This window comes from Streptomyces sp. V1I1 (assembly GCF_030817355.1).
In the GTDB taxonomy this organism is placed as follows: Bacteria; Actinomycetota; Actinomycetes; order Streptomycetales; family Streptomycetaceae; genus Streptomyces.
In genome coordinates this window covers 6,935,879-6,959,841 of the sequence record NZ_JAUSZH010000001.1, presented here as the reverse complement: position 1 = coordinate 6,959,841, position 23,963 = coordinate 6,935,879, and the positions used below count along the sequence as shown (strand labels likewise).

Sequence of the window (23,963 nt, the reverse complement as noted above, 5' to 3'; positions counted from 1 at the left end):
TCACGCCTCCTTCGGGTCGGTGGGGGCGGAGGCGCGGCGGGAGCGGCGCAGCGGGGGCTTGGCGCCGAGCCGCTTCGGGTCCAGTCCGGACCACGGGTGGCCGTTCGCGAAGAACCTCTTGCGGGCGAGGAGCGTCATCACGGGCTTGGTGAAGAGGAACACCACGACGACGTCGAGCAGGGTGGTCAGACCCAGCGTGAACGCGAAGCCCTGGACCTTGCCGACGGTGACGACGAACAGCACCGCGGCGGCAAGGAACGACACGAAGTCGGAGACCAGGATGGTGCGCCGGGCGCGCGGCCAGGCACGCTCGACGGCGGGCCGCAGCGTACGGCCCTCGCGGATCTCGTCCCGGATGCGTTCGAAGTACACGATGAACGAGTCGGCTGTGATGCCGATCGCGACGATCGCACCGCAGACCGCCGGCAGGTTCAGCGCGAAGCCGATGGCCGGGCCGAGCAGCGCCATGATCGTGTACGTCAGGATCGCGGAGACGATGAGGCTGAGGATCGCGATCAGGGCCAGGCCGCGGTAGTACGCCACCAGGTAGATGATGACCAGCGCGAGGCCGATCGCACCGGCGATCAGACCCGCCTTGAGCTGCTCGCCGCCGAGCGCGGCCGTGACGGTGGTGACGCTCTGCTCCTCGAAGGAGAGCGGGAGCGCGCCGTACGACAGGATGTTGCCCAGGTCCTGCGCGGACTCCTGGGTGAAGTTTCCGGAGATCTCGGCGTTGGCGCTCAGCGCTGTGCGCACCGAGGGCGCTGAGACCACTTCGCCGTCGAGGACGATGGCGAACTGGTTCATCGGCGCCTGCTGCTGCGAAAGCCTGCTGGTGATCTTCTGGAACTTCTTGGCACCGCTGCTGGTGAAGTCCATCGTGACGATCCACATGCCACGCTGCTGGTCCAGCTGGCCCTTGGCGTCGTCGACGTCCTTGCCGTCGACCTCGGCCGGACCGAGGAGGTACTTCTCCCACTGGCCGTCCGAGTTCTGGCCGCAGCCGAGGGTCGGCTGGCTGGGCTTGACGTTCTCACCGACCTCGACGCGGGCCTTCTTGTTCGTGCAGTCGAGGGCCAGGAACGCCTTCTGCAGCTTGTCGGTGGCCGCCGTGTCGCCGGAGGGGGGCGGCTTCGGGGTCTCGGAGGACTTCGGCTTGCCCGACCCGGAGGCGGTCGGCGTGGGTGTCGGTGCCTTCAGGGCGTCGGTCACCGCGCGGCCCTGCGCCGTCGCAGTCGGCGAAGGGGTGCCGGACGGCGGGTTGGCCGTCTGCTTGCCGTCCTTGGCCTTGTCCTTGGCCTTGTCCGATGCCGAGGGGCTCGGGGAGGGCTGCGGAGAGGTGGGGCCGCCGGGGGCGACGGTCAGCACGGGCCGGAAGAAGAGCTGGGCGGTGGTGCCCACCTGCTCGCGGGCCTGCTGGGAATTCGTCCCCTTGGGGATGTTGACGATGATGTTGTCATCGCCCTGAGTCTGGACCTCGGCCTCGGAGACGCCCAGACCATTGACGCGGCGCTCGATGATGCCGACCGCGGTGTTCATGTTGGTCTCGTTGACGCCGTTCTCTTGGCCGGGCTGGTTCTTCGCCTTGAGCGTGATGGTCGTACCGCCCGCCAGGTCGATGCCCAGACGCGGCTTGAGCTGACCCGCCCAGAACATCCCGCCCGTGAGCGCGACCATGGCGATCAGAATCAGTACCAGGGCGCGCCCCGGCCTGCTCTGAGCCCCCGCGGGCCTTCGGCCCCTATTCGGTGCTGCCACCTTCTCGTTTCTCCCTGTCCAACCGCCCCGCGCCGGGTGTGCGCCGAAGCGGCCACGAAGTGTTGTGGGGACCTGCCCCCGCAGAAATCAACACGACCGGGGGACCGCCGGGCGCCGGTGGGCGCCCCTGCGGTCCCCTCGCATGGCTACTTCGCGTCGGTCTCGCCGTCGGCCTTGCCGTCCTTGGGCTCGGCGTCGTCCTTCGACTCGGCGACGCCCTTCGGCTCGGCGTCGTCGGCCGCGGGAGCCTCGGGCTTCTTGCCCAGGTCGATCTTGGCGTCGTCCGAGGAGTCGGAGTCGGCGGTCTCGGTCAGCGAGGAAGCGTCGTCCGGCACGACGGGGCCGTCGACCTTGAGGTGACCGTCGCCGTGCACGATGCGGTTGTACTCCGCGTCGTCGAGGACCGCGCCGATGGAGTTCTTGGCGTAGACGGCGTGGACGCCGGGAGCCACCTCAAGGAGGACGGTGTCGTCGTGAAGCTCCTTGACGGTGGCATACATGCCCCCGATCGTCCGGACGCCGGTGCCCGGCTGCATCTGGTCACGCATCTGGGCGGCCTGCTGCTGCTTCTTCTTGGCCGACCGGGTCATCAGGAACATGGCCCCGATGAGCACAATGAAGGGGAGGAGGGTCACGAGACTCACGGGACGGAACTTCCTTCGCACGACCGCACTGACGAGGCGGCCTTATCTACGGGGGTGGGTACGCCGACCTGTAGGGGCGGCATCGGCGGAGTCTAAGCGAGTCCGCATCATTGGAACAACGCCCAGCATCCCACTGTGGTTCCTGGCCCGGCGAGACTCCGCGCCGTCACGTCCCGAACAGCCCCTGTTGTCCGCTTGCGCCGGGGGCCTGCTGCGGCGGTACGAGTCCCAGGTGGGCCCAGGCGGCAGGGGTGGCGACCCGGCCACGGGGGGTCCTGGCCAGCAGTCCCTCCCGTACCAGGAAGGGCTCGGCCACCTCCTCGACCGTCTCGCGCTCCTCCCCGACGGCCACCGCGAGCGTGGACAGACCCACCGGGCCGCCGCCGAACAGTCCCAGCAGCGCCTGGAGCACGCCACGGTCGAGGCGGTCGAGTCCGCGGGCGTCGACCTCGTACACCTTCAGGGCGGCGGCGGCCACCTCGCGGGTGATCAGGCCGTCCAGCTTGACCTGGGCGTAGTCGCGGACGCGGCGCAGCAGACGGTTGGCGATACGGGGCGTGCCGCGGGAGCGGCCGGCGATCTCAGCGGCGCCGTCGGCCTCTATGTCGACGTCGAGGAGCTGGGCGGAGCGGTGGATGACGCGCTCCAGCTCGGCGGGGTCGTAGAACTCCATGTGCGCGGTGAAGCCGAAGCGGTCGCGCAGCGGGGGCGGCAGCAGCCCGGCCCGGGTGGTGGCGCCGACCAGGGTGAACGGAGGGAGTTCGAGCGGGATGGCGGTGGCCCCCGGACCCTTGCCGACGATCACGTCGACCCGGAAGTCCTCCATGGCCATGTAGAGCATCTCCTCGGCGGGCCGGGACATCCGGTGGATCTCGTCGAGAAAGAGCACCTCGCCCTCCTGGAGGGAGGAGAGGATCGCGGCCAGGTCGCCGGCGTGCTGGATGGCGGGACCCGAGGTGATGCGGATCGGGGCGTTCATCTCCGCAGCGATGATCATGGAGAGGGTGGTCTTGCCGAGGCCGGGGGCGCCGGAGAGCAGGACGTGGTCGGCGGTGGCGCCGCGCGCGAGGGCCGCTTTCAGGACAAGGTCCAGCTGCTCGCGGACCCGCTCCTGGCCGACGAACTCGTCCAGCGACTTCGGCCGCAGCGCCGCCTCGACGGCCTGGTCCTCGCCGTCGGCTGACCCGCCGACGAGCCGCTCGGCGGCGATGTCGTCGGTCGGCGGTGCGGTGTCGTCCCAGTTCACAGTGGATTGCCTCGCGGGGTCGGCTGGTTAATCAGCGGGTGCGGTTCAGGGTCTGGAGGGCGGCCTTGAGGAGCTGGCCCACATGCGGTGTGCTCTCGGCGGCCTCGGCCTGCGGCGCGACCGCGGCGACCGCCTCGTCTGCCTCACGGGTGGCATAGCCGAGGCCGATCAGCGCGGCATGCAGCTGATCGCGCCAGGCCATCGGGGCTGCGGCGGCGGTGGCGATGCCCTGCCTGCCGATGTGCGCGCCGACCGGTTCACCGAGCCGGTCCTTCAGCTCGAGCAGCAGCTTCTGCGCGCCCTTCTTGCCGATGCCCGGGACCGCGGTCAGCGCCTTCTCGTCGCCGGTCGCGATGGCGACGCGAAGGGCGTCCGGGGTGTGTACGGCGAGCATGGCCTGGGCCAGCCGGGGCCCGACGCCGCTCGCGGTCTGCAGCAGCTCGAAGATCTGGCGCTCGTCGTCGTCCGCGAAGCCGTAGAGCGTGAGCGAGTCCTCCCGTACGACCAGCGAGGTGGCGAGCTTGGCCTCCTTGCCGATGCGGAGCTCGGAGAGGGTGTTCGGCGTGCACTGGACGGCCATACCGACGCCGCCGACCTCGATGACCGCGGTGGTGGGGGCGAGGGCGGCGACCGGGCCGCTCACAAAGGCGATCATGCGGTACGGCCTTTCGATGCGTGCAGGGCGACGGCTTGCTGGAGGCGGTTTTGCGCGGGGGCGCGCCAGATGTGACAGATGGCGAGGGCGAGGGCGTCCGCCGCGTCGGCCGGCTTGGGCGGGGCATCCAGCCGCAGCAGCCTGGTCACCATCGCCCCGACCTGTGCCTTGTCGGCCCGGCCGCTGCCGGTGACGGCGGCCTTGACCTCGCTCGGGGTGTGCAGGGCTACGGGGATGCCCCGGCGGGAGGCGCAGAGCATGGCGACCGCGCTGGCCTGGGCGGTGCCCATGACCGTACGCACATTGTGCTGGCTGAACACCCGCTCCACCGCGACGACTTCGGGCCGGTGCTCGTCCAGCCACTGCTCCATGCCCTGCTCGATGGCGACCAGCCGGAGGCCCAACTCCGCGTCCGCCGGGGTCCGTACGACACCTACGCCGAGCATGGTCAGGGGACGGCCCGCGATGCCCTCGACCACGCCGACGCCGCATCGCGTCAGCCCTGGGTCCACGCCCAGCACCCGCATCGTGCCCCCTCCCCCCTTTGCGGCTAAACCGCCACCGCTCTCGCGGAGGGGGCTGCTCGCCATCGTGGTTTCTCAATTGATGGTTTCGGCCCTCAGGCTAACCGGCGCCTCTGACAACGACGGCGGGCCGACGGGGTGTGTCCCGTCGGCCCGTTCACGCATCGAGGGTCAGGCGTCGACCTTTTCCATGACCTCGTCCGAGACGTCGAAGTTGGCGAAGACGTTCTGCACGTCGTCGCTGTCCTCCAGCACGTCGATCAGCTTGAAGATCTTGCGCGCGCCCTCTTCGTCGAGCTCGACCTGCATGGTCGGAAGGAAGTTGGCCTCGGCCGAGTCGTAGTCGATGCCCGCTTCCTGGAGCGCGGTGCGGACCGCGACCATGTCGGTGGCCTCGCTGACGACCTCGTACGACTCACCCAGGTCGTTGACCTCTTCGGCACCCGCGTCAAGGACAGCCCCGAGGACGTCGTCCTCGGTCAGCTCGCCCTTGGGGACGATCACGACGCCCTTGCGGTTGAAGAGGTACGAGACGGAGCCCGGGTCGGCCATCGAGCCGCCGTTGCGGGTCATCGCGACACGTACGTCGGAGGCGGCGCGGTTGCGGTTGTCGGTGAGGCACTCGATGAGCACCGCGACGCCGTTCGGGCCGTAACCCTCGTACATGATCGTCTGGTAGTCGACGCCGCCCGCTTCAAGACCGGCGCCGCGCTTGACCGCGGAGTCGATGTTCTTGTTGGGGACGGAGCTCTTCTTCGCCTTCTGGATGGCGTCGACGAGCGTCGGGTTACCCTCGGGGTCGGCGCCGCCGGTGCGGGCCGCGACCTCGATGTTCTTGATCAGCTTCGCGAAGAGCTTGCCGCGCTTGGCATCGATCACGGCCTTCTTGTGCTTCGTCGTAGCCCATTTAGAGTGGCCGGACATCTGCCTGTCTCCTTCGCGTAACCCACTACTGCTGCGTTCGGCAGAGATCCTACCGGGATCACGTCACCCGGCCGCGCGCACCATGTCCACGAAGAGGCCGTGCACCCGGTGGTCACCGGTGAGTTCCGGGTGGAAGGACGTCGCCAGGGCATTGCCCTGGCGTACGGCGACGATGTGGCCATCGTGCTCGGCGAGCACCTCGACCTCGGCGCCCACCGACTCCACCCAGGGGGCCCGGATGAAGACGCCGTCGACCGGTCCATCGGTCACGCCGGCGACCTCGACGGCCGCCTCGAAGGACTCGTTCTGCCGGCCGAAGGCATTGCGGCGGACGATCATGTCGATGCCGCCGAGCGTCTCCTGGCCCGAGCGCGGGTCGAGGATCTTGTCGGCGAGCATGATCAGGCCGGCGCAGGTTCCGTAGACGGGCAGGCCCGCAGCGATCCGCTCGCGCAGCGGCTCCATCATGCCGAACAGCACCGCGAGTTTGGACATGGTGGTGGACTCGCCGCCGGGGATGACGAGGCCGTCGACCTCGGCGAGCTCCTCGGGGCGCCGGACCGGCCTGGCCACGGCGTCAGCCGCAGCCAGGGCGATCAGGTGCTCCCGTACATCGCCCTGCAGGGCGAGAACCCCGATGACAGGGGTGCCGGGAGTGGTCATTACCAGCCCCGGTTCGCGTAGCGCTCGGTCTCGGGGAGGGTGTCGCAGTTGATGCCGACCATGGCCTCGCCGAGGTTGCGGGAAGCGTCCGCGATGATCTTGGGGTCGTCGTAGAAGGTGGTGGCCTTCACGATGGCCGCGGCGCGCTTGGCCGGGTCGCCCGACTTGAAGATTCCGGAGCCGACGAAGACGCCCTCGGCGCCGAGCTGGCGCATCAGCGCCGCGTCGGCCGGGGTGGCCACACCACCGGCGGAGAACAGCACGACCGGCAGCTTGCCGAGCTCGGAGACCTCCTTGACGATCTCGTACGGGGCGCGGAGCTCCTTGGCGGCGGCGTACAGCTCGTTGTTGTCGAAGCCGCGCAGCTTGGCGATCTCGTTCTTGATCTGGCGCAGGTGACGGACGGCCTCGACGACGTTGCCGGTGCCGGCCTCGCCCTTGGAGCGGATCATGGCCGCGCCCTCGGCGATACGGCGCAGCGCCTCACCGAGGTTGGTGGCACCGCACACGAAAGGAGTCGTGAAAGCCCACTTGTCGCTATGGTTGACCTCGTCGGCCGGGGTCAGCACCTCGGACTCGTCGATGTAGTCGACACCCAGCGACTGGAGGACCTGGGCCTCCACGAAGTGGCCGATACGGGACTTGGCCATGACCGGGATGGAGACGGCGTCGATGATCTCTTCGATCATGTTCGGGTCGGACATCCGGGCCACGCCGCCGTCCTTGCGGATGTCGGCGGGGACCCGCTCCAGAGCCATGACGGCCACGGCGCCCGCGTCCTCGGCGATCTTCGCCTGCTCGGCGTTGACCACATCCATGATCACACCGCCCTTGAGCTGCTCGGCCATGCCGCGCTTGACGCGTGCGGTGCCGGTCTCGGGGGCCTGCGGGGTGGTGGGGAGCGTGCTGGACACGGAGGGACCTCACTCGATGACGACGTTGTGATGCGTTCCCGATGGAACAGCCGGGGACCAGTCCACTGCAAGGGCCAATGAACAGCCGGTGGATCGTTTTGAACCCTCAGGTGCCGAAGGTCAGTGCCGAAGGTCAGGTGCCGGGCGTCAGGAACCGAAGGTCAGGTGCCGGGGCGGTCGGCGAGGGCGGTCGGCGGCTCGTCGTCCATCTCGAAGGCCAGCGGGAAGGGCGCGTGCCCCGCCAGCCGGAACCAGCGGACCTTGCGGTGGCGGCGCAGGGCGCGGGCCGCGCGCACCGAGTCGTTGTGGAACCGGCGCGCCATCGGGACCCGGCGCACCGCCTGCGCGAGCTCACCCGCGGCCTCCTCGCCGCCCGGCACCTCCCGTACGGCCTCCACCTGCGCCGGCTCCCCGAAGACGGCCCGCAGCGCCGCGCTGAGCTCGCTCTCGGCAACCTCGCGCTGCTCCTCCTCCGCCTGGCGGGCGGCGTGGGCGGCTTCGTACAACACGATCGAAGCGGCCGGATCGAGCACGCCGGAGGTGGCTAGTTCCTGGGTGACCGAGGCGCGGCGCAGAAGTTGGGCGTCGAGCGCGGCGCGGGCGGCGTCGATACGGACGTGCAGCCGGTCGAGCCGGCCGGCGGTCCAGCTGAGATACAGGCCGATCGCGACGAGGGCGATGACGATCCAGATGAGGGTTTCGGTCACGGGCGGCAAGGCTACCGGGGGCGGGGCGGCGCCCGACGGGAGCCTGGCCTGCGGCGGGCTTGTTCCCCTGCCCTCCCCCTACGCCCTGGCGGGCGTGGGGGGACCCCCACTTCCCGAACTGGGGCAAGCCCCAGACCCCATACGCCCTTCGGGCGTTGTCCTCAATATCCCCCAGACTTCGTCCGGGGGGACCCCCAACGGGCTCCATCGGAGCCCCGCCGGCGACTGAGGCGCGGGGTCCGGTGCGGAGCCCGGGCTACGGGAAGGGGCGGGGTGGGGAACAGGCACCGCAGGCGTCAGGCGCGCGCCCCGGCCCCGAGGCGCGCGCTCAGTCGCGCGCCAGGCCGAACCTCGAGCGGAACCCCGATCTCTCGTCCGCCGCCACCACAGCCGCGCCGTGCGTCACCGTTTCGTACACCGCCAGGATGTCCGCCCCCACCGTCGACCAGTCGAAGCGCCGCACATGCGCGCTCCCCCGCGCCCGCAGCTCCGCCCGCCTCTCCGGGTCCCCCAGCAGCCGCACAGCCGCCGCCGCCAGCGCGTCCGCGTCCTCGTTCGCGAACAGCTCGCCCGCCGCGCCCTGGTCCAGGACCTGCGCGAACGCGTCCAGGTCGGAGGCGAGCACCGGCGCGCCCGCCGACATCGCCTCGACCAGGATGATGCCGAAGCTCTCACCCCCGGTGTTGGGTGCGACGTACACCTCGACGCTGCGCAGCAGCCGCGCCTTGTCCTCGTCGCTGACCATGCCGAGGAACTCGACCCGCGAGCGCATCTCCTTCGGCAGCGAGCCGACCGCCTCCACCGCGTCGCCGCGGCCCGCGACCAGCAGCCGCACGTCCGGGCAGGCTTCGACAATCTTCGGGAAGGCTGCCATCAGCACCGGAAGACCCTTGCGGGGCTCGTCGATGCGCCCTATGAAGCCGATCGTGTTGCCCTGCCACTCCGCCTTCGGCTCGGCCTTGTCGAAGAAGCCGACGTCGACACCGTTCGGGATGACGACCGCGTCGCCGCCCAGGTGCTCGACGAGCGTCCGGCGGGCGTATTCGCTGACCGCGATCCGGGCGCTGATCTTCTCCAGCGCGGGCTGCAGGATCGGATACGCGGCGATCATCGCGCGCGAGCGCGGATTCGACGTGTGGAACGTCGCGACGATCGGCCCCTGCGCCGCCCAGCAGGCCAGCAACCCCAGCGACGGCGAGGTCGGCTCATGGATGTGGATCACGTCGAACGTGCCGTCGTGCAGCCAGCGCCGCACCCGCGCGGCCGACAGGAAGCCGAAGTTGAGCCGGGCGACCGAGCCGTTGTACGGGACCGGAACCGCCCGGCCCGCCGAGACGACGTACGGCGGCAGCGGCGTCTCGTCGTCCGCCGGCGCAAGGACCGACACCTCGTGGCCGAGCCGGATCAAATGCTCCGCAAGGTCTCTGATGTGGAATTGGACGCCGCCCGGTACATCCCAGGAGTACGGGCAGACGATGCCGATCTTCACAGCGGCCGCTCCTCAAGGTCGGCGAGCCACAGCCGCTGCAGCATGTGCCAGTCCTCCGGGTGCTCGGTGATTCCAGTGGCGAAGGCATCGGCCAGCGCCTGTGTCATGGAGGACGCCTTCTCGGCCCGGGTACCTGTCTCGGGTACCTCGACCGGTGGGTGGATCTGCCCGCGCATGAGCGGAGCCTTGTCGTACCAGAGCGTCACCGGCATCAGCAGCGCGCCGGTCTGCTGGGCCAGCAGCGCCGGTCCGGCCGGCATCCGGGCCGTCTCCCCGAAGTACTTCACCTCGACGCCCGAGGCCGACAGATCACGGTCGGCGACCAGGCAGACCAGGCCGCCGGAGCGCAGCCGCCGGGCCAGCGTGCCGAAGGCCTCGCCGCCGCTGTGCGGCAGCACCTCCATGCCGAGGCTCTCGCGGTAGGCCACGAACCGGTCGTAGAGCGTTTCGGGCTTGAGGCGTTCGGCGACGGTGGTGAAAGGGATGCCCAGGATCCGGGTGGACCAGACGCCCGCGAGGTCCCAGTTCGCCAGGTGCGGCAGCGCGAGAACCACGCCGCGCCCCGCCGCGAGCCCGTCCTTCAGATAGTGGGCGCCCTTGATCTGCACGTTCTGCTCGACGCGCTCGGCGCTCCATGTGGGCAGCCGGAAGGACTCCATCCAGTACCGCATGTACGAGCGCATGCCGGCCTTCGACAGCTCGGCGAGACGCTCCGGGCTCGCGTCGGGCACCACCCGGGCGAGGTTGGACTCCAGCCGCAGCACGCTCTTGCCGCGCCGCTTCCACGCGATGTCCGCGATGGACCGGCCGAGCGCGGTGGCCACCGGCTCCGGCAGCTTCTTGACCGTGCTCCAGCCGAGTCCGTACAGCCCGTCGGTCAGCCGGTCCCGCATCACGTCGCCTCAGCCTCGTTCCCGTGCCCCGCGGCGGCATCGGCCTCCGCGGACTCCCGTCGTACCGTCACGACCCGCTGTCCAAGTGTCACCAGGCTGCCGACGGCAACGACCCACAGCGCGATCGGCAGCAGAACGTCGATCCCGGGCACCCCGAAATCATGCAGTCCAGCGAGTCCGGCGGCGACGAGGGAGATCACCAGTCGCTCGGCCCGCTCGATGAGACCGCTCACCGCGACCGGCAGGCCAATCGATTCGCCACGTGCCTTGGTGTACGACACGACCTGGCCGCTCGCCAGACAGAAAATGGCGACGGCGCACAACACGTTGTCGTTTCCGGTGCCCGCGTACCAGAGGGCGAAACCGGCGAAGATCGCGCCGTCGGCGACCCGGTCGAGGGTCGAGTCCAAGAATGCGCCCCAGCGGCTCGAAATCCCCGCCTGCCGCGCCATATTGCCGTCGACAAGGTCCGAGAAAACGAACAACGTGATGACGATCGTGCCCCAGAAGAACTCTCCCCGGGGGAAGAAGACCAGCGCACCCGCCATCACTCCGGCCGTGCCCACGAGGGTGACCGCGTCGGGACTCACCCCGCGGCGGAGCAGAAAAGCGGCGAACGGTGTGAGGACACGCGTGAAGAATGCACGCGCGTACTTGTTCAGCATGGCCTTCCCGAGGGTCGGTGGGCCGCATGGCCCCATCGGCCACCGGCTGGCCCATCGTAGCCAGGACCCACGGGGTCCAGCGCCGCGCACCCGACTCCCGCCGTCGCGCACGACGTATGGACGCACCGTGACGGGAGTGGAAAGCTCGAAAGACGACCGCGGGCATCGCCGGAGCTGCCCCCGGACGCTGTCCGGGACCTCCCTCATGGCTCCCCGCGCCCGCGGCCTCTCTCCTCACCGGGCAATCGATCGGGAGGCAAGATCATGGGCGACAAGGCGAACGCACACCCCGGAGCCGCCGGCAGGGCAACTACGGCCGACCAGCCCTCATCCGTACGGAACGTGGTGCTGGTCGGCCACAGCGGATCGGGAAAGACGACGTTGATCGAGGCCCTCGCGCTGACCGCGGGAGCGGTCAACCGGGCGGGCCGGGTCGAGGACGGCGGTACGGTCTCCGACTACGACGAGATCGAGCACCGGCAGCAACGTTCCGTACAGCTCTCGCTGGTCCCCGTCGAATGGGGCGGGTACAAAATCAATCTGCTGGACACTCCCGGATATGCCGACTTCGTCGGGGAGCTCAGGGCCGGTCTGCGAGCCGCGGACGCGGCCCTTTTCGTTGTGTCGGCGGCGCAGGAGGCCGATGCGGTCGCGAGTACGACCCGCATGGTGTGGGAGGAGTGCGCGGCGGTCGGAATGCCGCGCGCGATCGTCGTCACGCATCTGGAGACCGCGCGCACCGATTTCGAGGAGCTGACCCGGGTCTGCGGAGGCATTTTCGGCGGTGACGACCCCGATGCCGTACTGCCGCTGTATCTGCCGCAGTACGGGGCGCAGAATCCTGACGGCCATGCGCCGGTCACCGGTCTGGTCGGACTGCTCTCGCAGAAGATCTTCGACTACTCCTCCGGCGAGCGGAAGGAGATCCCGCCCGATCCCGAGCAGACGGCGCAGATCGAGGAGGCCCGCAGCCGGCTGATCGAGGGGATCATCTCCGAGAGCGAGGACGAGACGCTCATGGACCGCTATCTCAGCGGCGCGGAGATCGACCTCGACACGCTGATCGAGGACCTGGAGAAGGCCGTCGCGCGCGGCATCTTCCATCCGGTGCTGGCGGCCGCCCCCGCGCCCGAGGGCGCCAAGCAGGGGCTCGGCACGGTCGAACTCCTCGAACTGATCACCCGCGGCTTCCCGACCCCGCTGGAGCCGACGGCACCTGTCGTCACCACCCCGCAGGGCGCGGCGCGCCCGCAGATCACCTGCGACCCGGACGGGCCGCTGGTGGCCGAGGTGGTCAAGACCGCGTCCGACCCCTATGTCGGCCGGATCTCTCTCGTCCGGGTCTTCTCCGGCACCCTGCGACCCGACGAGACCGTGCATGTGTCGGGGCACGGCCTCGCCGACCGCGGTCACGAGGACCATGACGTCGACGAAAGGATCGGCGCGCTCTCCGCGCCCTTCGGCAAGCAGCAGCGGCCGCTGGGCCAGGTCATCGCCGGAGACCTCGCCTGTGTCGCGAAGCTGGCCCGCGCCGAGACCGGAGACACGCTCTCCGCGAAGGACGACCCGCTGCTGATGGAGCCCTGGACGATGCCCGATCCGCTGCTGCCGCTCGCGATCCAGGCGCACAGCAAGGCGGACGAGGACAAGCTCTCCCAGGGACTTTCGCGGCTGGTCGCCGAGGATCCGACGATGCGGCTCGAGCAGAACCAGGCCACGCACCAGGTGGTGCTGTGGTGCCTGGGCGAGGCGCACGCCGACGTCGCGCTGGAGCGGCTGCGCAGCCGGTACGGCGTCCAGGTCGACGTCGTACCGTACAAGGTCTCGCTGCGGGAGACCTTCGGCGAGGCGTCGGCGGGCCGCGGCCGGCATGTGAAGCAGTCCGGCGGCCACGGCCAGTACGCGATCTGCGAGATCGAGGTGGATCCGCTGCCCGCGGGGTCCGGCATCGAGTTCGTCGACAAGGTCGTGGGCGGTGCGGTGCCGCGGCAGTTCATCCCGTCGGTGGAGAAGGGCGTACGCGCCCAGGCGGCGCGCGGCGTCGCGGCCGGCTACCCCCTCGTCGACGTACGGATCACGCTGCTGGACGGCAGGGCGCACTCGGTGGACTCCTCCGACGCGGCCTTCCAGACGGCGGGCGCGCTGGCGCTGCGCGAGGCCGCCGCGGACGCGCGTATCCATCTGCTGGAGCCGGTGGCCGAAGTGCGGGTGCTGGTGTCGGACGAGTATGTGGGTCCGGTGATGAGCGATCTGTCGGGGCGGCGCGGCCGGGTGGTCGGCACCGAGCAGGCAGGAGGCTCGCGCACGCTCGTACGGGCCGAGGTACCGGAGATCGAGATCGGGCGGTACGCGGTCGATCTGCGGTCGATCTCGCACGGGACCGGGCAGTTCAGCCGCTCGTACGCACGCCATGAGGCGATGCCGCCACAACTGGCCGAAAAGCTCCGCGAACAGGCCGAGAACGGCTCGTAGTTGAGGATGCCGCCCGCCCGATCGCCCTACGGCGGGCGGCGTTTCAACGCCCACTGACGCAGGCGGCTCGCCCCCGATACGCTGTGGTGCCCAGCTCAGAAGGTGTGCGGGGCGCGGTAGTTGGGAACAGGCCGCAGTGCGGATGCTTGTGGCGATGGGGGCGGTAGTGGCGAACAACGTTTTCGACTTCACTCCGGGGGCTCAGGTTCCGCTCCTGGGCTCGGCCGGGCAGACGGCTGCGACGCATGCGCTCGCTTCCGCCGCGTACCGCGACAGCCCCCTCGACGAGATACTCAAAGCCAACAGCGAGTGGCACAAGACCGAGGTGAAGAAGGGCAAGTTCTCGCTCTTCGAGCCGAATCTGGGCGAGGCCTTCTCGCGGGCCGTGCAGGTGCGGATGCTCGGCGGAGCGCGCAAGGCGCTGATCCAGTCCTTCGGCACCGAGCCGCAGTCGGTGGTCGAGCACTGCCTGGCCGCCAACCGTATCCGCAAGGAGCGGGACACCAGGCTCACCGCCGTGATGGCGGTGTTCGGGCTGCTGTTCCTGCCCGGGCTGCTGCTCTGGCTGGCCGTCTTCCAGCTGCGCCGGACAATCGCGGGCGCGCAGAACAAGGGCGCCGGGGCGCTCGGCACACTGCTGCTCGTCGGCATCGGCGGCCTTGCCGTGATCTTCCTGATCAAGCTGCCGCTGGGCGGAATCTGGGCGTACTACATACGCGGCATGATCGTCGCCCCGGTCGTAGGCTGGCTGCTGGCCAAGCGGATCTGCGAGTCCACGGCGAAGGACATGCGTGCCAGTTGGGATTCCCTGCTCTCCGGCGGCGGCATCGGCGCCAAGGTGCCCGAGGCGGTGCCTGGGCACCCCAATGAGACCGCGCGCGAGCAGCTGCGCCAGGGCCTGGAGAAGCTCACCGCCGAGCAGCAGTCCAACTCGGTCTTCTACGCGGGGCCCAAGGGCATACTCGGGATGGGCACCCGCTGGGGCAGCTGGCAGATGGCCGAGGAACTGGTCTCCAAGGAGCCGGGCAAGGACATCAACCAGTTCCGCAGCTGGGACGTGATACGGGTGGTCCACGACAAGCTGAAGATGCTGGAGCGCGGCCCGCTGAACTCCGGCGGCTTCCCCACCCCGTCCGTCAAGCACTGGATCGTGGCTCCGGTCGGCGAGAACGCCGGGGAGGTGGCCCGGCCGGACGGCCAGGACGTGGAAGCCTTCCAGGTCAAGGGCCACGAGATACAGCGGATCTGCAACCACCAGCAGTTCGGAGGCGGCAACCGCCACTATCTGGGCGTCCAGTTCACCCTCTGGGACGGCCAGTTGGTGATCACCATGATGATCACCGTCACCGTGCTGCACGAGACGCTGCGCGTCGAGGTGACCGGGCACGCCCTCGGCCCGGTGCACTCCCTGTTCACCACCAAGCCCGCGCCCAAGACCGTGACGGTGAACAAGACGATCCGCTTCTGGGAGACCGTCGACCGGCAGCTCCCGCTGGTGGAGACACCCGAGGTGGTACGCCTCGCGGTGCGCGCGCCCTTCACCTGGTACCCGGCGCTGCTGGACTTCCTCGGCGGCAAGCTGGTCCTGCCCGAGCCCTTCGGACTGCGCCATGCCTGGGCGGAGAAGCCCTGGCGGCACCGGTTCATGGCGGACGACGCGATGCGCGCGGCCACGCCGGTGCTGCGCGTGACGCACGCCGCGGCCATGAAGGTGCTCGAGGAGAACGGCGTGGACACCGAGCGCTTCGGGAACCGCTCCATGGTCGTCAGCAGCTTCGTGCAGGACCCGGCACCGCGCAACGCCGACGTCTACGACGCGTGAGCGCGACGTCTGGCCCGTCGCCTCAGGCGGGCCAGGCCTCCGCCAGCATCTTGCGCGTATCGGCCAGGAGCTGGGGCAGCACCTTGGTGTGTCCGACGACCGGCATGAAGTTGGTGTCCCCGCCCCACCTCGGCACCACGTGCTGGTGCAGATGCGCGGCGATGCCGGCCCCGGCGACCGTGCCCTGGTTCATGCCGATGTTGAAGCCGTGCGCCCCGGCGGCGTTCCGCAGCGCGGTCATCGCGTGCTTGGTGAACGTCGCGAGTTCGGCGGTCTCCGCGTCGTCCAGCTCGGTGTAGTCGGCGACATGACGGAAGGGCACCACCATCAGATGCCCGCCGTTGTACGGGTAGAGGTTGAGCACCGCGTAGACGCGTGAGCCGCGGGCGATGACGAGCCCGTCCTCGTCCGACTTGGCGGGGATGGCGCAGAAGGGACAGCCGTCGCCGGCCCCCGGACCGGTCGGCTTGTTCTCCCCCTGGATGTAAGCCATGCGGTGGGGCGTCCACAGGCGCTGGAACGCGTCCTGCGTCCCCACTCCGATCTGCTGCTCCGGCTCAAGCGTCATGTTGTGCAGCATATGACTTCGCCCGTACGCGGCGTGTCGTCGGGGTTGAGCCCGGCCGCCGGGCGGCGATGCTGGGCCGATGGACGTCGACGATGCCACCGGCCGGGAGCGGCGCTGGGAGCAGCGCACCGAGCTGCCCCTCTTCGTGGCCTCGCTGCTCTTCCTCGGCGGATACACGGCAGTCGTGCTGGCGTACGACGCCGCCCCGGTGTTGTGGGATCTGGCGCTCGCGCTGATGCTGCTCACCTGGCTGATGTTCGCGCTCGACTACGCGGTGCGGCTGAAGCTGAGCGGAGAGGGACCTCGCTTCGTACGCACCCACTGGCTGGACACCCTCGTGCTCGTGCTGCCGCTGCTGCGACCGCTGCGCATGGTGCGGGTCTACACGGCGGTGCAGCGGCGCCGCGGCGAGCCGCGGCTGAGCCTGCACGCGCGCGTGATCACCTACGCGAGCATGTCGGCGGCACTGCTCGGCTTCTCGGGCGCCCTCGCCGTGTATCAGGAGGAGCGCTCCGCCCCGGGCGCGACCATCCGTACATTCGGTGACTCACTGTGGTGGGCCTGCTCGACATTGACCACGGTGGGTTACGGAGATGTGGCACCGGTGACCGCTCTCGGCCGGGTGATCGCGGTGGTGCTGATGGCCTGCGGGCTGGCACTGCTGGGCGCGGTGACCGGGTCGTTCTCGTCCTGGCTGCTGCAGACATTCGCGCGGGAGGACGAGAAGCGGTCCCCGGGGAACTGATGTCCCCGGGAACCGATCCCCGCGTGCACAGGGAGCAGAGACTCGCTAGCCCGTCGCCCCGCGGAATGCCGGGGTCATCCCCGCATACGCAGGGCGCACGTCACACCTGGGCCCGGCGCTCCACCACATCAACGAGCTTCGCCAAGGCGAGGTCGCGGGGAATGCCGTTCTCCTGCGAACCATCGCGGTAGCGGAACGACACCGTGCCCGCGTTCATGTCGTCGTCGCCGACGATGATCATGAACGGGACCTTCATCTTCTGCTGGTTCCTGATCTTCTTCTGCATCCGGTCCGAGGAGGCGTCGACCTCGACCCGCAGGCCCTTCTTCTTCGCCTCGGCGGCGAACTCCTGCAGATACGGAACGTGGGCGTCTCCGACCGGAATGCCGACCGCCTGCACCGGCGAGAGCCAGGCCGGGAACGCACCCGCGTAGTGCTCGAGCAGCACCGCGAAGAACCGCTCGATCGAGCCGAACAGCGCGCGGTGGATCATGACAGGGCGCTGCTTGCTGCCGTCCGGACCGGTGTACTCCAGGTTGAAGCGCTCCGGCAGGTTGAAGTCCAGCTGGACGGTGGACATCTGCCAGGTGCGGCCGATGGCGTCCTTCGCCTGGACGGAGATCTTCGGCCCGTAGAACGCCGCGCCGCCCGGGTCCGGGACAAGCGGCAGGCCCTGCTTCTCGGCCACCTTGCGCAGGGTCTCGGTGGCCTCCTCCCAGATCTCGTCCGAACCGACGAACTTCTCCGGGTCCTTGGTGGACAGCTCCAGATAGAAGTCGGTGAGGCCGTAGTCGCGCAGCAGGTTCAGCACGAAGGTGAGCGTCGAGTCGAGCTCGTCCGCCATCTGCTCCTTGGTGCAGTAGATGTGCGCGTCGTCCTGGGTGAAGCCGCGGGCCCGGGTCAGGCCGTGCACGACGCCCGACTTCTCGTACCGGTACACGGTCCCGAACTCGAAGAGGCGCAGCGGCAGTTCACGGTAGGACCGGCCGCGCGCGTCGAAGATCAGGTTGTGCATCGGGCAGTTCATGGGCTTGAGGTAGTAGTCCGTGCCCTCGTCGAGCTGCATGGGCGGGTACATGCCCTCGGAGTACCAGTCCAGGTGGCCGGAGGTCTCGAAGAGCTTCCCCTTGGTGGCGTGCGGGGTGTAGACGAACTCGTACCCCTCTTCCTCGTGCCGCTTGCGGGAGTAGTCCTCCATGACGCGGCGGACGACGCCGCCCTTGGGGTGGAAGACGGCGAGGCCGGAGCCGATCTGTTCCGGGATGGAGAAGAGGTCCAGCTCGTTGCCGAGCTTGCGGTGGTCGCGCTTCTCGGCCTCGGCGAGGAATTCGAGGTGCGCCTTGAGCTCTTCCTTGGAGGGCCAGGCGGTGCCGTAGATGCGCTGCAGCATGGGGTTCTTCTCGCTGCCGCGCCAGTACGCGGCGGCGTTGCGCATCAGCTTGAACGCCGGGATGTTGCGGGTGGTGGGCAGGTGCGGACCGCGGCAGAGGTCCTTCCAGCACAGGTCGCCGGTCTTGGCGTCAAGGTTGTCGTACATGGTCAGCTCGCCCGCGCCGACCTCGACGTCCGCGCCGTCGTCGGAGGACGCGGAGCCCTTGAGCCCGATCAGCTCCAGCTTGTACGGCTCGTCCGCCAGCTCCTCACGGGCGGCCTCGTCGGTGACGACGCGCCGCGAGAAGCGCTGGCCGCGCTTCTGGATCTCCTGCATCTTCTTCTCGATGGCCTTGAGGTCATCGGGGTGGAAGGGCTTCTCGACATCGAAGTCGTAGTAGAAGCCGTCCTTGACCGGAGGGCCGATGCCGAGCTTGGCCTCGGGGAAGAGCTCCTGCACGGCCTGCGCCATGACGTGCGCGGTGGAGTGGCGCAGGATGTTCAGCCCGTCCTCGGAGGAGATCTCGACGGGCTCGACCTCTTCGCCGTCCTTGATCTCGTGCGCGAGATCCTTCAGCTCACCGGCGACGCGGGCCGCGATGACGGTGCGCTCGCCGGTGAAGAGCTCGGCTGCCGTGGTGCCCGTGGTCACCACGCGCTCTTCCCGCTCGGAATCGCGTTGGATGATCACACGGACGTCTGACACCGGTCTCTCCTGACTGAAGGGGTACGCCGCATTCGTACTGCGCGCGCTACGAATCGTACCGAGCGGCTGGGGTCCGTCGCGAAACGGTTTGTTCCCCCATCCCGCCCCTTCCCGTAACTGGGGGCAAGCCCCCAGACCCCGGTACGTCCTTCGGGCGTTGTCCTCAATCGCCGGACGGGCTTGATTTTCCCGCCGGTCGGCCTGAATCTTCAGGCCGACCGGCGGAAATCAAGCCTCGCTGGCGGCTGAGGCGCGGGGCGCGGGCCGGAGCCCCGAATCCAGCCCCGCCGGCGTTTGAGGCGCGGTCCCGGCCGCGAAATTAAGCCCCGCCGGCGATTGAGGCGCCGTCCCGGCCGCGAAATTAAGCCTCGCCGGCGATTGAGGCGCGGGGTCCGGGGCCGAGCCCCGAAACCAAGCCCCGTGGGGGTCCCCCCGGACGAAGTCTGGGGGAGATTGAGGCGCAGGGCCCGGGGCCGAGCCCCGGCTGCGGGGAGGGCAACCCCGCACCGCGCGCCCCCGCGCCCCGTCACTCCTCCTGGCATGCCTCCTCAAAGAAGTCCAAATTCTCCTGTAGCGACTTCATCAGCCTGTCCCGCTCCGCCTCATCCACCTGCACCGGCACCACATTCGACGCGTCCGTCAGCCGCCGGAAGCCGCCGCGGCTCTCCAGTCGGCCCACCACCCGGATCGGCAGTCCGACCAGGTGCGCATGGCCCGCCGTGCGGTACGAGTCCTCGTCCAGCGCCACCCGTACGTGTGGCACCTCCGCCCCCGCCAGCACCCGCAGCCGGACCGTCCCCGCGCCCCGCGGGCCCGAGCGGCGCATGCGGACCACCGTGCCCGTGATCCGGACCGGCACCGAGGGCTCGTCCGTCAGATAGCGCGCGCCCGCCTCGCGCAGCGCGGGCAGGTCACCGGGCGAGAACTCCACCGGTTCGTTCCGCGGCGCGCACCCCTCCGGCACCCCCGCCGCTGGCGACCACTCCAGCGCGATCCGCGCCCCCTCCGCCCCGCGCACCAGCGCGATGACCGCCTCAGTCAGCTCCCGGCTCACGCCCGCCTCGACGGCCGCGTCGAAGGCATCCATCCCGCCGGTCGCCCGCTGGTAGTCGGCGGCCTCCCGGGTCGCCTGGAGCGCGTGGTAGAGCCGGACCACGACCGCGCGGCCGCTCTGCACCGGCACGAACGCGGTGAGGCTGCGCCCGCCAGGAGCGGGTCCCACCAGGACTCCTTCCAGCGAGGCCTGGGCCTGCCGCCGATGCCGCGCGCCGTAGTAGCCCGATCGGCCGCGCGCCGCGAGCGCTCCGGCCATCAGCATCTGCCGGGCGGCCGCCCGCAGTTGTTCCTGTACGGTCCACGAAACCGCGCCCGAAGGCCCCTGCGGCACATCGCGCCACCACCGGATCTCGTCGCTCGGCACCGTCAGCCCGACCAGCACCTCGCGGGCCGACGGCGCGGCGCTGCGCGCCAGCGCGGTCAGCGCCTCGCCCAGCAGATCCTCGCAGTCGGGAAAGGACCGGCTCTCAGGGACGAGCAGACTCGTCCCGCCCGCCGCATGCCCCGGCGGCGTCCAGCGCGCATAGCGCCCCGTCGTTCCCCCGCGCCGCCGCCACCCGTGCCGGTCGAGCAGCGCGCCCAGGACTACGGGGTCGACCTGGGCGGGGTCCAGCTCGCCGCCTCCGTACCAGGGACCTGGCACATCACCGGTCGGGTGTGGTCGTACTGACTCGTCGAAAGGCCGGTGCATCAGGGTCTCCCTCCCACCCCGACCCGGGTCATGATCTCGCAGAGCGCCCGGTCGTCGAAGATCCGCGAGGTCGGGATCCGCACAGTGGTCCTGCGCCTGCCCGTCACCGGGTGGCCGGCCAGGTTGGTCCAGTAGCAGCAGTGCCGCAGATCGAGCCGGTCGTGACTGGCCCGCAGCCACTCGTCCTGTGTCCGGGGGACGAGCATCACGACCAGGATCTTGTGCACGGAGACCGGGGTACGGGCCAGCTTCACCAAGTGGTCGTTGTCGAGCGTGAAGGAGAAGGCCGGACCCGGTGGGTGCGGGGGGATCTGGTACGTGCACTTGAGCTGCACCTTGATGGTCACCTCGTCGTCGACGGCGTGACCGGCCGAGCTGTGACTGACATGCCAGTCGATGCCGTTGTCCGGAAACGGCTGCGACAACGAGCAGCCGGCCGCGGCGGCGACCGCGTGCAGGTAGCCCACTTGGAGTGTTTCCATGCAGGCGGTGGTGGCGAGTGCGCCGCGCAGCGGTGCTGTCCGCTGCGGCAGCAGCCCGCCCGATTCGGGCTGCGCGAGCGCCATGGCTCCTCGTGCCTTCCGGGCTGTACCGATGAGTGTCCCCACGACGGGGCGTCAACTTCCCGGCACCCCATCTGTGTTGTCACCGCCCTGCGTACAGCGCAAACAGCCCGGGTATCACCGATTCGGGCAGGGGGACAACGCCATCTGCCAGGCATGTGCGAGGAGTTCGGGGATGACGCGCTGGTATGACGGCCCCCTGGCCGCATTTGACACAGAGACCACAGGAGTCGACGTCGAGGAGGACCGGATCGTTTCGGCCGCCGTCGTCGTCCAGGACATGACGGGCGGCCGGCCGCGCGTCACCCGCTGGCTGATCAATCCGGGGGTGCCCGTGCCGCCGGGCGCCACCGAGGTGCACGGGCTGACCGACGAACATCTGCAGCGCAACGGCCGCTGGCCCGCGCCGGTGATGGAGGAGATAGCGAGGGCGCTGGCCGAGCAGTGCGGCGCCGCCCGCCCGCTCGTCGTGATGAACGCGCCCTTCGACCTGACCATCCTCGACCGCGAACTGCGCCGCCACCGCGCCGCGTCGCTCGGCCGCTATCTGGAGAACGTCCCGCTGTGCGTGCTGGACCCGAGGGTCCTGGACAAGCATCTGGACCGGTACCGCAAGGGCCGCCGCACGCTCACCGATCTGTGCGCGCAGTACGAGGTCGTACTGGACGGAGCTCATGACGCGGCCGCGGACGCGACGGCGGCACTGGAGGTCACCCGGGCGGTGGGGCGCCGTTTCGCCTCCCGGATGGAGCGTCTTTCGCCGGCGGAGCTGCACACCCTGCAGGCGGTGTGGCACGCGGCTCAGGCGCGCGGCCTGCAGGCATGGTTCGCCCGCAGCGGCACTCCCGAGGTGGTGGACCCCGCGTGGCCGCTGCGGCCCGAACTGCCCGCCGCGGCCTGACTCCGGGTGGCGCCCCGCTGAAGGGCGCCACCCGGCAGGACCGCCGGAAGGGCCGCCGGTCCGGTCGGCGTCAGCCGGTGAATCCCGCGGTGATGGAGGTGAACTGCCAGTTGCTCTGGCTGATGCCGGAGCAGTTGCTCACCACTCCGCCGCCGGGGCAGGGACGGTCACGGTTGACCGACCAGTACGCGAGGCGGGCGATGTGGTGGGAGTTGGCCCAGTCCTTGATCTGGGTCCAGGTCGCCGGGCTGGTGAGTTCCTGCTGGTCGCTGAGACCGTTCATGCCCGAGATGCCGATATGGGCGTAGGCGGTGGCGTCCGACCAGCCGAAGGTGCTCTTCAGCTTGGTCTTGAGCCCCTCGGTGGCGTTCACGGTGTTGCCGTACATGTCGGCGCCGCCGCCGAAGTCGAAGGGCATGATGGTGAAGGCGTCGATGTCCGCTTGGAGTGCGCCCGCCCGCTCTATGAGCCGGTTGCCCCACCAGGTCGGCCCGGTGGTGCTCGTGCCGAAGGTGAGGATCGTCCGCAGGCCGGGGTTGTTCTGCTTGACGATCTTCAGTGCGCCGAGAATCCGGTCCTGGACGACCTCGTTCTCGAACTCGTCGCTGTTCTCGATGTCGACGTCGATCGCCTTCAGCCCATAGGCGTTGATCACCTTTTGATAGGCGCCGGCCAGGGCCTCGGGCGTGGAGCAGTTCGGGCCGAGCTTGTTGCCGCTCCACCCGCCGATGGACGGGACGATGTCACCGCCCGCGCCGCGGATCGCGTTGATGGTGGACTGATCGGTGCCACCGGCGAGCGGACGCGTGCCGTCCCAGGCGGGGTTGCAGCCACCGGAGGAGAGGATGAAGGCCATGGTGAACCACTTGATGCCGGTGGCGCTCATCACCGAGGTGGCACTTGGCGGGTCGCCCCAGCCCAGATAGAGGTACGGAGCCGCCTGCTTGAAGCCGGGGCCGCCGCCACCTCCCGCGTCGGTCGTCACACTGACGGCGGACGAGGCCGGGGAGAGATTTCCGGCCGCGTCACGGGCGCGGACGGTGAAGCTGTACGAGGTGCTGGCCGCAAGGCCGCTGACGGTGGCGCTGGTGCCGGTCACCGTGGTCACGTTGGTGGTTCCGCGGTACACGTCGTAGCCGGTGACGCCGACATTGTCGGACGACGCGTTCCAGGCCAGCGAGACACTTGAGGACGTCTTGCCGGTGGAGCGCAGATTCGTGGGCGTCGTGGGTGCCTGGGTGTCGCCGCCGCCTCCACCGCCAGGACCGTCGAGGCTGATGTCGTCGGCGTAGTAAGTGCCCTGCGCGTACCAGCCGTTGAGATAGATCTCGGCGGTGGTCTGGGCCGCGCCGGTGGTGAAGGAGACCGACAACTGGGTGTAGGCGGTGGCGGACGGGGTCCAGGTCGACGGCCCGCCGGTCACGCCGAGGTACACATAGTTGCCGCGCACCCAACCCGAGAGCGTGTAGGCGGTGTTGGGCTGCACGGCGACGGTCTGGGTGCACTTGGCGTTGTCGCTCGCGCTCGCGGCGCCGGCCAGCGCCTTCGTACCGCTGCGCACGGGGCTGCTCACCACCGAGCCGAGTCCGCCGGTGCAGGACCAGCCGGACAAGGAACCTGTTTCGAAGCCGGGATTGCTGAGCAGGTTGGCGGCCTGGGCCGTGCCGGGCACGGCGAGAGAGGCGGCTGCGGCGAGCAGTGCCGCGCCGAGGCCGGCCAGTAGTCGATTTCGGATACGCACGTGACCTCCCAGTGAGGGGCGGGTGCGGGTCGACGGACCTGACGCGGCGCCACGATTGGTCTGGACCTGCGAGGCGGATTGAAGCGGAGTGCCACACCCCCGTCAAGAGAAGTGACGAGACAACCGCCGCCACACGCCAGGGAGTTGCACCGCCAGGTCAAGGGGAGGCAAAATCGTCGGAGATTGGTCTAGGCCTTTCCGGGGGCAGGAGCGCGGCGAATCCCTTCCCGGCAGGCCATTGGTAC

General features: G+C 69.7%; 21 protein-coding genes. 4 read left to right on the top strand and 17 right to left on the bottom strand.

Going from position 1 to position 23,963, the window contains the following annotated elements:
• The 12 genes from secD to pgsA all read right to left on the bottom strand — a co-directional run bounded on the left by secD (position 1) and on the right by pgsA (position 11,082).
• A complete protein-coding gene (gene secD / locus QFZ67_RS32630) occupies positions 1-1,758 on the bottom strand; it encodes a protein translocase subunit SecD (protein WP_307664626.1) in 1,758 nt (585 codons plus the stop codon).
• A 146-nt stretch (positions 1,759-1,904) separates the two neighbouring features.
• Entirely contained in the window at positions 1,905-2,402 is a 498-nt protein-coding gene (gene yajC, locus QFZ67_RS32625; RefSeq protein ID WP_307664625.1) for a preprotein translocase subunit YajC, read from the bottom strand.
• Between the two features lie 166 nt (positions 2,403-2,568).
• Positions 2,569-3,648: a Holliday junction branch migration DNA helicase RuvB gene (gene ruvB, locus QFZ67_RS32620; RefSeq protein WP_307664624.1), complete on the bottom strand. Its 1,080-nt coding sequence runs from the start codon at positions 3,646-3,648 to the stop codon at positions 2,569-2,571.
• Between the two features lie 31 nt (positions 3,649-3,679).
• Positions 3,680-4,303: a Holliday junction branch migration protein RuvA gene (gene ruvA, locus QFZ67_RS32615; protein ID WP_307664623.1), complete on the bottom strand. Its 624-nt coding sequence runs from the start codon at positions 4,301-4,303 to the stop codon at positions 3,680-3,682.
• The gene (gene ruvC / locus QFZ67_RS32610; RefSeq protein WP_307664622.1) at positions 4,300-4,830 is read right to left on the bottom strand and encodes a crossover junction endodeoxyribonuclease RuvC; all 531 of its coding nucleotides are present in this window, start codon (positions 4,828-4,830) and stop codon (positions 4,300-4,302) included. The genes ruvA and ruvC overlap by 4 nt, the downstream gene beginning before the upstream one ends.
• A 168-nt stretch (positions 4,831-4,998) precedes the next feature.
• A complete protein-coding gene (locus QFZ67_RS32605) occupies positions 4,999-5,751 on the bottom strand; it encodes a YebC/PmpR family DNA-binding transcriptional regulator (RefSeq protein ID WP_307664621.1) in 753 nt (250 codons plus the stop codon).
• A 63-nt stretch (positions 5,752-5,814) separates the two neighbouring features.
• Complete coding sequence (gene pdxT / locus QFZ67_RS32600) at positions 5,815-6,414, bottom strand: pyridoxal 5'-phosphate synthase glutaminase subunit PdxT (protein WP_307664620.1); 600 nt, start codon at positions 6,412-6,414, stop codon at positions 5,815-5,817.
• The gene (gene pdxS, locus QFZ67_RS32595; protein ID WP_307664619.1) at positions 6,414-7,328 is read right to left on the bottom strand and encodes a pyridoxal 5'-phosphate synthase lyase subunit PdxS; all 915 of its coding nucleotides are present in this window, start codon (positions 7,326-7,328) and stop codon (positions 6,414-6,416) included. Before pdxS ends, pdxT begins: the two co-directional genes overlap by 1 nt.
• A gap of 161 nt (positions 7,329-7,489) precedes the next feature.
• Complete coding sequence (locus QFZ67_RS32590) at positions 7,490-8,035, bottom strand: hypothetical protein (protein ID WP_307664618.1); 546 nt, start codon at positions 8,033-8,035, stop codon at positions 7,490-7,492.
• 328 nt (positions 8,036-8,363) lie between these two features.
• On the bottom strand, positions 8,364-9,524 hold the full coding sequence (locus tag QFZ67_RS32585) for a glycosyltransferase family 4 protein (RefSeq protein ID WP_307664617.1): 1,161 nt from the start codon (positions 9,522-9,524) through the stop codon (positions 8,364-8,366).
• Positions 9,521-10,417, bottom strand: a complete 897-nt coding sequence (locus QFZ67_RS32580; RefSeq protein WP_307664616.1) for a phosphatidylinositol mannoside acyltransferase — start codon at positions 10,415-10,417, stop codon at positions 9,521-9,523. The genes QFZ67_RS32585 and QFZ67_RS32580 overlap by 4 nt, the downstream gene beginning before the upstream one ends.
• A complete protein-coding gene (pgsA, locus tag QFZ67_RS32575; RefSeq protein ID WP_307664615.1) occupies positions 10,417-11,082 on the bottom strand; it encodes a phosphatidylinositol phosphate synthase in 666 nt (221 codons plus the stop codon). The genes QFZ67_RS32580 and pgsA overlap by 1 nt, the downstream gene beginning before the upstream one ends.
• A 264-nt stretch (positions 11,083-11,346) precedes the next feature.
• On the opposite strand from pgsA, the gene QFZ67_RS32570 reads away from it, so the two are divergent.
• Positions 11,347-13,554, top strand: a complete 2,208-nt coding sequence (locus QFZ67_RS32570) for an elongation factor G-like protein EF-G2 (protein WP_307664614.1) — start codon at positions 11,347-11,349, stop codon at positions 13,552-13,554.
• Between the two features lie 166 nt (positions 13,555-13,720).
• Positions 13,721-15,376, top strand: coding sequence for a hypothetical protein (locus tag QFZ67_RS32565; RefSeq protein ID WP_307664613.1), 1,656 nt, complete (start codon positions 13,721-13,723; stop codon positions 15,374-15,376).
• A gap of 22 nt (positions 15,377-15,398) precedes the next feature.
• Here the strand turns inward: QFZ67_RS32565 and QFZ67_RS32560 are convergent, their stop codons facing one another.
• The gene (locus QFZ67_RS32560) at positions 15,399-15,956 is read right to left on the bottom strand and encodes an HIT domain-containing protein (RefSeq protein WP_307664612.1); all 558 of its coding nucleotides are present in this window, start codon (positions 15,954-15,956) and stop codon (positions 15,399-15,401) included.
• A gap of 67 nt (positions 15,957-16,023) precedes the next feature.
• Here QFZ67_RS32560 and QFZ67_RS32555 point away from each other — a divergent pair, with 67 nt between their 5' ends.
• Positions 16,024-16,689, top strand: a complete 666-nt coding sequence (locus QFZ67_RS32555; RefSeq protein ID WP_307664611.1) for a potassium channel family protein — start codon at positions 16,024-16,026, stop codon at positions 16,687-16,689.
• 100 nt (positions 16,690-16,789) lie between these two features.
• Here the strand turns inward: QFZ67_RS32555 and thrS are convergent, their stop codons facing one another.
• The 3 genes from thrS to QFZ67_RS32540 all read right to left on the bottom strand — a co-directional run bounded on the left by thrS (position 16,790) and on the right by QFZ67_RS32540 (position 21,079).
• Complete coding sequence (gene thrS / locus QFZ67_RS32550) at positions 16,790-18,766, bottom strand: threonine--tRNA ligase (RefSeq protein WP_307664610.1); 1,977 nt, start codon at positions 18,764-18,766, stop codon at positions 16,790-16,792.
• 526 nt (positions 18,767-19,292) lie between these two features.
• A complete protein-coding gene (locus QFZ67_RS32545; RefSeq protein WP_307664609.1) occupies positions 19,293-20,513 on the bottom strand; it encodes a hypothetical protein in 1,221 nt (406 codons plus the stop codon).
• On the bottom strand, positions 20,513-21,079 hold the full coding sequence (locus QFZ67_RS32540) for a DUF4365 domain-containing protein (protein WP_307664608.1): 567 nt from the start codon (positions 21,077-21,079) through the stop codon (positions 20,513-20,515). Before QFZ67_RS32540 ends, QFZ67_RS32545 begins: the two co-directional genes overlap by 1 nt.
• Before the next feature lie 172 nt (positions 21,080-21,251).
• On the opposite strand from QFZ67_RS32540, the gene QFZ67_RS32535 reads away from it, so the two are divergent.
• On the top strand, positions 21,252-21,977 hold the full coding sequence (locus QFZ67_RS32535) for a 3'-5' exonuclease (RefSeq protein ID WP_307664607.1): 726 nt from the start codon (positions 21,252-21,254) through the stop codon (positions 21,975-21,977).
• 70 nt (positions 21,978-22,047) lie between these two features.
• Here QFZ67_RS32535 and QFZ67_RS32530 read toward each other — a convergent pair whose 3' ends face one another.
• Complete coding sequence (locus QFZ67_RS32530) at positions 22,048-23,718, bottom strand: carbohydrate binding domain-containing protein (protein ID WP_307664606.1); 1,671 nt, start codon at positions 23,716-23,718, stop codon at positions 22,048-22,050.
• Positions 23,719-23,963 lie beyond the last annotated feature (245 nt).

Bases quoted from the DNA above. Each gene is read 5' to 3' on its own strand.
- QFZ67_RS32560 (WP_307664612.1), bottom strand. From the start codon at position 15,956: ATGCTGCACAACATGACGCTTGAGCCGGAGCAGCAGATCGGAGTGGGG.
- QFZ67_RS32555 (WP_307664611.1), top strand. From the start codon at position 16,024: ATGGACGTCGACGATGCCACCGGCCGGGAGCGGCGCTGGGAGCAGCGC.
- pgsA (WP_307664615.1), bottom strand. From the start codon at position 11,082: ATGCTGAACAAGTACGCGCGTGCATTCTTCACGCGTGTCCTCACACCG.
- ruvA (WP_307664623.1), bottom strand. From the start codon at position 4,303: ATGATCGCCTTTGTGAGCGGCCCGGTCGCCGCCCTCGCCCCCACCACC.
- QFZ67_RS32605 (WP_307664621.1), bottom strand. From the start codon at position 5,751: ATGTCCGGCCACTCTAAATGGGCTACGACGAAGCACAAGAAGGCCGTG.
- QFZ67_RS32580 (WP_307664616.1), bottom strand. From the start codon at position 10,417: ATGCGGGACCGGCTGACCGACGGGCTGTACGGACTCGGCTGGAGCACG.
- QFZ67_RS32570 (WP_307664614.1), top strand. From the start codon at position 11,347: ATGGGCGACAAGGCGAACGCACACCCCGGAGCCGCCGGCAGGGCAACT.
- QFZ67_RS32540 (WP_307664608.1), bottom strand. From the start codon at position 21,079: ATGGCGCTCGCGCAGCCCGAATCGGGCGGGCTGCTGCCGCAGCGGACA.
- QFZ67_RS32545 (WP_307664609.1), bottom strand. From the start codon at position 20,513: ATGCACCGGCCTTTCGACGAGTCAGTACGACCACACCCGACCGGTGAT.
- pdxT (WP_307664620.1), bottom strand. From the start codon at position 6,414: ATGACCACTCCCGGCACCCCTGTCATCGGGGTTCTCGCCCTGCAGGGC.
- ruvC (WP_307664622.1), bottom strand. From the start codon at position 4,830: ATGCGGGTGCTGGGCGTGGACCCAGGGCTGACGCGATGCGGCGTCGGC.
- QFZ67_RS32535 (WP_307664607.1), top strand. From the start codon at position 21,252: ATGACGCGCTGGTATGACGGCCCCCTGGCCGCATTTGACACAGAGACC.